The organism is Bradyrhizobium sp. BRP56 (assembly GCF_020194035.1).
Taxonomy (GTDB): Bacteria; Pseudomonadota; Alphaproteobacteria; order Rhizobiales; family Xanthobacteraceae; genus Bradyrhizobium; species Bradyrhizobium australafricanum.
In genome coordinates this window covers 57201-66293 of the sequence record NZ_JADYVV010000051.1, presented here as the reverse complement: position 1 = coordinate 66293, position 9093 = coordinate 57201, and the positions used below count along the sequence as shown (strand labels likewise).

Here is a 9093-nt window from a genome sequence, read left to right as displayed (position 1 = left end):
CCGCAGACCAACGGCCTCGTCGAACGCTTCAACCGGCGTATCGCCGAAGCCATTGGCCGCGAACAAAAGCGCGGCAGCGCCCGGCGGACCTTCATCGACCATGCCGATCGCGACGCCTTCATCGCCAAGTTCGTCCACGACTACAACCGGACTCGCCTCAAATGCCTCGGCTACCAGGCCCCGATCCAGGCCGTTGCTAAACTCACGGGACTGAACACGAAAGCAGGGACGACACTGACTGTGTGGCTCGACCGTTGAGTCATACGCCCGCATTCTCGTGACATCGTTTTGTCCGAGCTTGGCCGCCGCTATGGAGGGCGGTCGGATGGAAGCCGGTAGCGCCACGTTTCGCCGGCGAGAACCCCGCGCTGCCGATGCACAACGGAGGGCCATTCGGAGCGAACCACGCTGAGGACCGCAGCATCGGCGGACGGCTCTTCATCGGCCGCGAAATATGCGCGAAGCCTGCCTTCGCAGCGGAAGCCGAGGGCGGCGTAGAGATCAAGCATATGCCTCAGGCGCCAGTCAGATGCACCTCGGCCCGCTCGACCATGAACACCTCGAACGCATACCGCGTCATGAGATGTGCGACGTGACTGACGAGCACGGCCTCCTCCAGTCGTCCAATGCTCCAGATGGGAGCGAACGTAGCCCGCTTCTCGTGCCGGTCGATCGCGCCGAACCCGGACACGCCGAGCAGGTCTCCCGATCCAGCGGCCTCGATTGCGAACGCGGCCGCGGTGTCGACTTGGTCCCGTGCCGCCGCCGGGCGTGCGGTATGCGGCCGGTCAGATGTGCCGCGATCGAGCCGCCGCAGCATCGCTGCCTCGCGAAGCTGCTGCGCGCGCGAAGACTCCGGGCCGGTGATCCTGGTCAACAGGATGCGGTCGGTGGCGAAGCTTGCATGGTTGCTCGACGGGTACATGCCCTATTGACGCACCCGATGAGCATGCCGTCAAATGACCGGAACACCAGTTCATATGCAAATTGGTCATGCTCCTGAATCCAAGACATGTTGACCTGTTTCGAGAGGTCGTGCGCCACAACGGAATCACCAAGGCCGCCTTGAGCCTTCGGGTAGGGCAGCCTTTCATCAGCCGCGCGATCGCACGTCTCGAGCGCGAGATCGGCTTTGCGTTGTTCGAACGCGGGCGAGGCGGCGTCACGCTGACGCCGGAAGGCGAGATATTCCTGCGCGAGGTCGAGAGAAACCAGGCCGGCCTTGAATATCTGGCGCGCGCCGCGCGCGGCATTCGCGAGCGCGGCAGCGGGACGCTCAGGATCGCATGTCTTCCGGCGTTCACCTATTCGTTGATGCCGCAGATCGTCAGCAGCTTCCTGAAGAAGAATCCCGACATCGTCGTATCGGTGGCCGTCCACAGCCCCGAGCGCGTCTGGAGTCTGGTGGCCTCGGGACAATGCGACGTCGGGCTGGCGCGGCCGCAGGCGGGGTTTGCCGCGGTCGACGACGAGCTCCTCATGACAACGGAGGCGGTCTGCGTCCTGCCCCGCCAGCACCGGTTGCGCTCGAAGCGATCGATCGCAGCGCAAGATCTGCGGGGAGAGCCCATGATCGCAGCTTCCCCGAGCGCACCGCATCGATCCCGCTTTGAGCGCATCCTCGATGAGGCCAAGGTCGAGATCAAGACGGTCGCGGAGATCCAGTACAGCATGCAGCGTTGTGCCCTGGTTGCGCAGGGCCTGGGTTTCTCGATCGTCGACCCGATCGTGGCCCGGGATTTTGCAAGCTCCAAAATTGTACTCAAGCCGTTCGTGCCACGGCTGGAGATCGCCACCATGTTGCTGCTTCCTTCGCAGCGGCCGCGAAGCCGTCTCGCACTTCAATTCTGCGATCTGCTGCGCGCCGAAACCGCTGATTACAGGAAGTCCGCGCGCGTGCAGGCTTGAGCAACAACCGCAGGGTTTTCTCTCGCGTTGCGCTCGGCATGATCTCGCGGGACGGCGCGAGCCGCCTGCGACGCGTCGCTTGCCCAGCGCGCTGTGCTCGCCGAAAAAATTAGACGGGCTCTTGTGACTTTCGTCATCTCGACGCTCATATGTGAATGCCGCAGCGTGCGCGCGCATGTACGCCTCGCGCGTGTTCGATTCGTACGGATGCATTCACGTCGCACGCGGTGGGTTGCCGCATGATTGGGCAAGAGCGCTCGCAATGCGGTCATGCGTGGGATTCTCGATATGTCATCTACCGTGCTTAGGTCGCGCCTTTGCAGCGACATGCGTTTCGTCCAGGCGCGGAGATCCAGAAAATTTTCCGAAGACTCTGCGATGATGCGTTGCCCGATCGCATCGCATGAACGCAATTTTGGATTTCTGCACGACGCGCGTTGCCGCCCCTCTGGTTCTCGCGCAGATTGTTCTCTAGATCAGTCAGGCCGATCCGTGACGGAGCATCCGAGCCGGACACGGCAATGACGCGACAATGATGAACGCCACGTGCGAGCACGACTGCCAAAGGAACCTGCGTCAACCCTATCGGGAGCGGCCGGCGTAAGCCGTCGATGTCCGAATCCCGAAATGCCTCTTCCTTGTCTTCCCCGAAATTCGCCGGTCTGTGCGCGGCCGGCGACGCAACCTTGGGAATGCGCCTCCGTTGAGCCAACGTTCGTCGTTCGCGCCAACGGGGCACGAAAGTTCATGCAAGAAGACGACAAGACGCCGGCACACGCAGCGCAGCTCCTGGAACACGTTCCCTTGCCGCGGGAGCCGCGGAACATCAGGGACCTAACCCCCGCGCCGCCGCGGCTGTTCTCGACACGACACTATCCGCCCTCGGAGCAGTTCGAGGTCTGGAAAACGCGGATGGCTTCGCTGGTCGACGTTACGCCACCGGAAGGTCATAGCCCTGCGCACGGGTTCCTGGTGGAGTACCTGACCTGCAACATGGCCGATGTCGTCTTCACGTCGGGGCGATTCGCCGCGCAATTATTCGCCCGCGTCATCAGACCGTCGCATGGCGCGCCCGTCGATATCTGGTGGCTGTACCGGGTGCGCTCCGGCGAAGCCCGCTTCGAGACCGCCGAGCGGCGGATTCACGCCGGGCCGGGCGCCATGTTCCTGATCTCGCTCGACGAGGATTTCCGCGGCAGCATCACGGACTATGACGGCCTGGTGTTGGGCTTGCCGCGCCAGTCGTTCGCCGATGTGGCCGATCAGCTCGACGCTGTCTGCAATATTCTACTCGAAGGCAACCTGATCGAATTGTTGGCCGATTATCTCGACCGACTCGAAACGCGCATCACCCTGATGTCCGCGGAGGAGTTGAGGCAGGCGGGGCGGGCGACTGCGCAGATGATCGCCGCGTGCATCCAGCTCTCCTCGGATCGGCTGGAGCAGGCGCGCGGCGCGATCGAGTCGGTGCTGTTCGAGCGGGCGCGGCTTTATATAGAGTCGCATCTCGCCGACTTCGACCTGACGCCGGACCGCATCGCGCAGCAATTGCGGATCTCGCGTTCTGCCCTCTACCGTGCATTCGAGAGCGTCGGGGGCGTTGCCGGCTACATCCTACGCAAGCGGCTGCGCGCGGCGCATGCCGAACTCATCGCAGCCGCCGACCGGCAGGTGCAGGAGATCGCCTATCGCCACGGCTTCAAGCTGGCGTCGGATTTCACCCGCGCCTTCCGCCGCGAATTCGGCGTCAGCCCGCGCGAGATGCGCGAACGCATGCGCCGTCGATCAACCACCGGTTGAGATGCGTGCAAACAACTCATGGTGCATCGAGCAAATCCTTCAACTTGTGAGACGATCTGCGTGTTATTTGGACGGCCTGCTGAGTGACGTTGTCAAATATGTGTCTATCATTTTTGTTTATGACGACTCGGGGCAAATTGGTGGGGCAGTCGAGCGAGCGCTGGGTGGCAAGATGCGCTCGTTGAGTTCGACACATCATCGGCCAGGACCGGAAGGCGAGCGCACGTCGCGCGGTCTTCACATCTCCACATGCGCTCCCAAGGGACGCGCATGTCGGTACAGTCCGCGGCATGGCTCCCCCGACGTCTTTTCAAGATGTCACAAAGGGGACGCACCATGGCCATCGCACGCAATTCAACCGAATCGCTGACGCGTCAGGGCCGCGCCGGCTTCGTCCGGAACTGGGTCGCAGCCGGCGATGCGGGCAGCCGTTCGCTGCGGCGGCGGTTGCTGGCGGTGTTGCGGCTGGCGCACCGGGTTTTGGGTGTGAAGCGCGATCGGCTGGGACTTGGTGCGCTCGGCGGCGGCGGCGGGCGGGCGTCGGCCGTTGCCGTGACGCTTGGTGCATTTGCTGTCGTCGTGGTAACCGCCTCGGCCGCGAGCGCCGGAAGCGTACAGCTTGGTGGCGGAAGTGCGACCGGCACCGATTCCGTGGCGATCGACACCGGGTCGGTGGCAAGCGGGGTGCGCGCCATCGCAATAGGAAGTAACGCAACGTCAACCGGAAGCGATTCCATTGCCCAGGGCAGCAGCGCAAACGCGGGCGCCCAGAATGCCATCGCGATCGGCTTCGGGACGATCGCTTCACAGTTGAACTCCGTCTATCTCGGCTCGCGTACGGCTGCGGGAACCGGTGCCCTTGCCGTCAGCGCCATCGGCATTGGTACGGATGTGACAGCATCTCAGGCCGACGCGATTGCGATCGGACGTCAGTCGATCGGGTCGGCGCAGTACTCCGTGGCGCTCGGCCTGAACGCGCAGGCCACCGGCACCGGTGGTGCGGTGGCGATTGGCGGTGGCGCGATTTCGAACAATGTCAATTCGGTCGCGCTCGGCGTTCAAGCCAATGCCACTGGAGCAGGCTCGAGCGCCTTGGGCACCTTCGCCCAAGCCACGGGAGGAAATGCCACTGCGGTTGGCGTCGGCTCCACGGCCAGCGCCAACTATTCATGGGCCGGAGGGTATGGCTCCGTTGCCTCTGCGGACAGCGCGACCGCTCTTGGCAAGCAGGCGACCGCGTCGGGAATCAACTCATTCGCCGGAGGTAGCTCCACCAACGCGGCCGGAGATTTCTCCGTGGCCGTCGGCAACCAGGCGCAGGCGTTGAGCGCCGGGGGCTCGGTTGCAGTCGGATCGGGCGCCATCGTCAATGCTGCTGCGGCAGGTGGCATCGCGATCGGCAACAATGCCGCATCCAACGGCGTGAATTCGATCGCAACCGGTGTTGGGGCTAGTGCCGCCGGCACAAGTTCGTTGGCGATCGGCACTGCCTCAAATGCGAGTGCCGGCGCCAGCACTGCGATTGGCAACACGGCCGTCGCCAGCGGCCAAAACTCCTCCTCATTCGGGTCTGCAGCGCTCGCGACAGGAGACAATTCGCTCGCGGCCGGCGTCAGCGCCAGCGCCAGCGGAATCGCCAGTACCGCACTCAGCATCGGCGCCAATGCGTCGGCTACGAGCGCCATCGCCGTCGGCAACAATGCCGCGGCCAGTTCCATCAATTCGGCAGCCATCGGCTTCCAGGCCAGCGCGGCGGGAGCGTACTCAACTTCGGTTGGTGCCGGCTCTAGCGCCAGCGGCGCCCGGGCGTTTGCCGGTGGCCGTTCGGCTGTTGCTACAGGCGATGATTCGGTCGCCATTGGCGTGACGGCCAACGCGACAGCGCCAAGCGCGACCGCACTCGGAGCGGGCGCGTCGGCTCTCGCCCTAAATGCAGTCGCCGTCGGCACCGCCGCTACTGCGGACTCAGCCAACGCAGTCGCTATCGGCACCAGCGCGACCGCAACCGGCGGCCAGGCGGTTTCCATCGGTGCGAACAACGTCGCCTATGGCGATGGCGCCGTGGCGATCGGCGATCCCAGCTATGCCAGCGGCACCGGCGCCTTCACCGGCGGCGCGAACAACATCGCCAACAGTGACGGTACGGCGAGCGCCACCGCCGCCAACCAGGCCAACGGCGCCGTCGCGATCGGCAACAACAACAAGGCGATCGGGCAGGGCTCCGTGGCGCTCGGCAATGGCTCGACCGCCGGCGCCGCCGGTCTTGCGGGCAATATCGCATTGGGCAATGGCGCCACGGCGGCGGCAAGCTCCGGCGATGTCGCGCTCGGCTCCGGCAGCGTCACCGCTGCCGCTGTCAACACGCCGAACACGGTGATCAACGGCACTACCTACAGCTTCGCGGGTACCACGGCGACCTCGACCGTCAGCGTCGGCGCGCTCGGCGCCGAGCGCACCATCACCAATGTCGCGGCGGGCCGCATCAGCAACTCTTCGACCGACGCGATCAACGGCTCGCAGCTCTGGGCCACCAACCAGGCGGTCGATGGCCTCGCCACCACCGTCAACAACATCAACACCGGCGGCGGCATCAAGTATTTCCACGCCAATTCGACGCTGGCGGATTCTTCCGCCGCCGGCACCGACTCGGTTGCGATCGGCCCGGTGTCGACCGCGACCGGCAGCGGCTCGGTATCGATCGGCAACGGCGCCAACGCCGCAAATGCCAACGATATCGCGCTCGGCTCGGGCAGCCAGACCAGCACGGCGGTTCAAACCGCCAGCATTGTCATCGGCGGCAACACCTACAGCTTCGCCGGCACCACCCCGACCTCGACGGTCAGCGTCGGCTCGGTCGGCAACGAGCGCACCATCACCAATGTCGCGGCGGGGCGGGTCAGCAACGGTTCGACCGATGCGATCAACGGCTCGCAGCTGTTCGCCGCCACCTCGGCGATCGACAGCCTGTCGACCGTCGTCAGCAACGGCCTGACGCATTATTATGGCGTCAACGACGGCGGCACCCAGCAGGCCAACTACAACAACAACGGCGCGACCGGGACCAACTCGATGGCGGCCGGCGTTGCCGCCTCGGCAACTGCCACGAATTCCACCGCGCTCGGCTTCAACACCCAGGCATCGGTGGATGGCGGCGTCGCGATCGGCTCGGGGTCGATCTCGAACCGCGCGCTCGCGCCGGCTTCCGGCACGATCGGGGGCACCATCATCCCCTACAACACCACCGATCTCGCGCTGCTCGGCGCGGTGTCGGTCGGCAATGCGACGAGCTATCGGCAGATCACCAATGTTGCCGACGGCACCCAGGACAGCGACGCCGTCACCGTGCGGCAGCTGACCGGCGCACTGACGTCGTTCGCGACCACGACGACGAAATACTTCCACGCCAACTCGACGCTCGCCGACTCGCTTGCGGTCGGCAACAATTCGGTCGCGGTGGGCCCTGCGACCGTGGTCAATGGCGACAACGGCATCGGCATGGGCTTCGGTGCAACCGTGGCGCAGACCGCGCCCGGTGGCATCGCGATCGGCCAGAACTCGGTATCCAACTTTGCCGATTCGATCGCGTTTGGCACCACTGCGCAGGCCAGCGGCGTCCAGTCGGTGTCGATCGGCGCCGGATCCCAGACCACCAACCCGACCAGCGTTGCGCTCGGTCCGAACGCCAAGGCGACGGCGCAGGCCGGCGACGTCGCGCTCGGTGCCAATTCGACCACCTCCACTGTGGTCGCGACTTCGAGCACCTCGATCGGCGGCACCACCTACAACTTCGCCGGCACGACGCCGACCTCGACCGTCAGTGTCGGCAGCGCCGGTGCGGAGCGCACCATCACCAACGTGGCCGCAGGCCAGATCAACTCGACCTCGACCGACGCGATCAATGGCTCGCAGCTCTGGGCCACCAACACCTCGCTCGCCGCTCTCTACACCACGGTGAGCAACATCTCGACCGGCGGGGGCGGCGTGAAATATTTCCACGCCAATTCGACCGCGGCGGATTCCATCGCGACCGGCGCGGAGAGCGTTGCGATCGGACCGCAGTCGGTCGCGAGCGGCGCCAATGCGATCTCGATGGGCAACGGCTCGGCCGCATCGGCCGACAACTCGGTCGCGATCGGCGCCGGCGCCAAGGCGACGCAGGCCAACTCGCTGGCGCTCGGCGCCAACGCCACCACCACGGCCAATCTGAGCGACGCGGCCTATACGCCTGTGGTCGGCAAGAGTGTCGCAGGGGTTGCGACCGGCGAAGTGTCGGTCGGCTCATCCGGCGCCGAACGCCGCGTCACCAACGTTGCCGCCGGCTCGGCGGCGACCGATGCGGTCAATGTCAGCCAGCTCCAGGCGGTTGCGTCGAGCTCGATCCGCTACGACTCCGACGGTTCCGGCAACACCACCAACAAGCTGACGCTGAACAGCGGCAACGGCGCGCCAGTGACCATCAGCAACGTGGCGCCCGGCGTCCTCGGCACCGATGCGGTCAACGTCAATCAGCTCAACAGCGCGTTCCAGCAGCTCAACGGCCAGATCGGCGAAGTGCGGCAGGACGCCTGGCGGGCGGCCGCGATCGGCATGGCCGCCGCATCGCTGCGCTATGACGACCGGCCCGGCAAGGTGAGCGCCTCGGCGGGCGGCGGCGTCTGGCGCAGCCAGGGCGCGCTCGCCTTCGGCATCGGCTACACCAGCGAGAACGGCAAGCTGCGCACCAACGCGGCGGCAACCACCGCCGGCGGCGACTGGGGCGTCAGCGCCGGCGTGAGCCTGACGCTCAATTGACGCTGACGTCGACGAGGCGGCTGGCGTGTCTGGCTTTGGCGATCTGGCTCGGGGCGGCGGCGAACGCGGCCGTGCAGGGCGCGCCGCCTACCGCCTACGCCGTGAAGCCGTCCGACGTCGTGGTGCCGGAGGGCGAGACGCTCGGCGAGTTCAGGCGGATGATCCAGCCGTTCAAGAACTGGACCCTGATTTGCGACGAGAGTCTCAAATCGAAGCGCCGCGTCTGCAACGTCACGCAATCGATCGTCAACGCGCAGGGCGCGGTCGCCTTCAACTGGTCGCTGATCGCGACCGCCGACGGCAAACCGCTGATGGCGATGCGGATACCCGCGGCCGCCGGGGTCGGTGCGCAGATCGAGCTCGCGCTGGGCGACAGTCCGGACCGCATCGTCACGCAGACCGATCGCTGCGATGCCGGTTTCTGCTTCGCCACGGTCGCGATCGGCAACGTGCTGAGGCGGCACATCCGCGCGGCGACGCCGTGCCGCGTGTCCTATCAGCTGCCGCAAGGGCCGATCGTGCTGGAGGCGCCGCTGGACGGACTGTCCAGTGTGCTGGCGAAGCTGAAATGACACGACAGGCTGCATGCGGATC

General features: G+C 65.7%; 6 protein-coding genes. 5 read left to right on the top strand and 1 reads right to left on the bottom strand.

The features are described 5' to 3' along the window. Positions 1-258, top strand: a 258-nt coding sequence (locus tag I6F38_RS29915; RefSeq protein WP_225162922.1) for an integrase core domain-containing protein, incomplete at its 5' end; no start/stop codon positions are given. 256 nt (positions 259-514) lie between these two features. On the opposite strand, the gene I6F38_RS29910 is transcribed toward I6F38_RS29915, so the two are convergent. Further along, the gene (locus tag I6F38_RS29910; protein ID WP_225162921.1) at positions 515-925 is read right to left on the bottom strand and encodes a hypothetical protein; all 411 of its coding nucleotides are present in this window, start codon (positions 923-925) and stop codon (positions 515-517) included. Between the two features lie 68 nt (positions 926-993). Between I6F38_RS29910 and I6F38_RS29905 the strand changes: the two genes are divergently transcribed. From I6F38_RS29905 to I6F38_RS29890, 4 genes are all read left to right on the top strand, one after another. Beyond that, complete coding sequence (locus tag I6F38_RS29905; RefSeq protein ID WP_225162920.1) at positions 994-1908, top strand: LysR substrate-binding domain-containing protein; 915 nt, start codon at positions 994-996, stop codon at positions 1906-1908. Between the two features lie 912 nt (positions 1909-2820). Then, positions 2821-3708, top strand: coding sequence for a helix-turn-helix domain-containing protein (locus I6F38_RS29900; RefSeq protein WP_225162919.1), 888 nt, complete (start codon positions 2821-2823; stop codon positions 3706-3708). Positions 3709-4044: 336 nt separating this feature from the next. Then, complete coding sequence (locus I6F38_RS29895; protein WP_225162918.1) at positions 4045-8499, top strand: YadA-like family protein; 4455 nt, start codon at positions 4045-4047, stop codon at positions 8497-8499. Continuing rightward, positions 8496-9071, top strand: a complete 576-nt coding sequence (locus I6F38_RS29890; RefSeq protein WP_225162917.1) for an invasion associated locus B family protein — start codon at positions 8496-8498, stop codon at positions 9069-9071. Before I6F38_RS29895 ends, I6F38_RS29890 begins: the two co-directional genes overlap by 4 nt. Positions 9072-9093: the final 22 nt, after the last annotated feature.

Coding starts and splice junctions, on each gene's coding strand:
- I6F38_RS29910 (WP_225162921.1), bottom strand. CDS start 925: ATGTACCCGTCGAGCAACCATGCAAGCTTCGCCACCGACCGCATCCTG.
- I6F38_RS29905 (WP_225162920.1), top strand. CDS start 994: ATGCTCCTGAATCCAAGACATGTTGACCTGTTTCGAGAGGTCGTGCGC.
- I6F38_RS29900 (WP_225162919.1), top strand. CDS start 2,821: ATGGCTTCGCTGGTCGACGTTACGCCACCGGAAGGTCATAGCCCTGCG.
- I6F38_RS29895 (WP_225162918.1), top strand. CDS start 4,045: ATGGCCATCGCACGCAATTCAACCGAATCGCTGACGCGTCAGGGCCGC.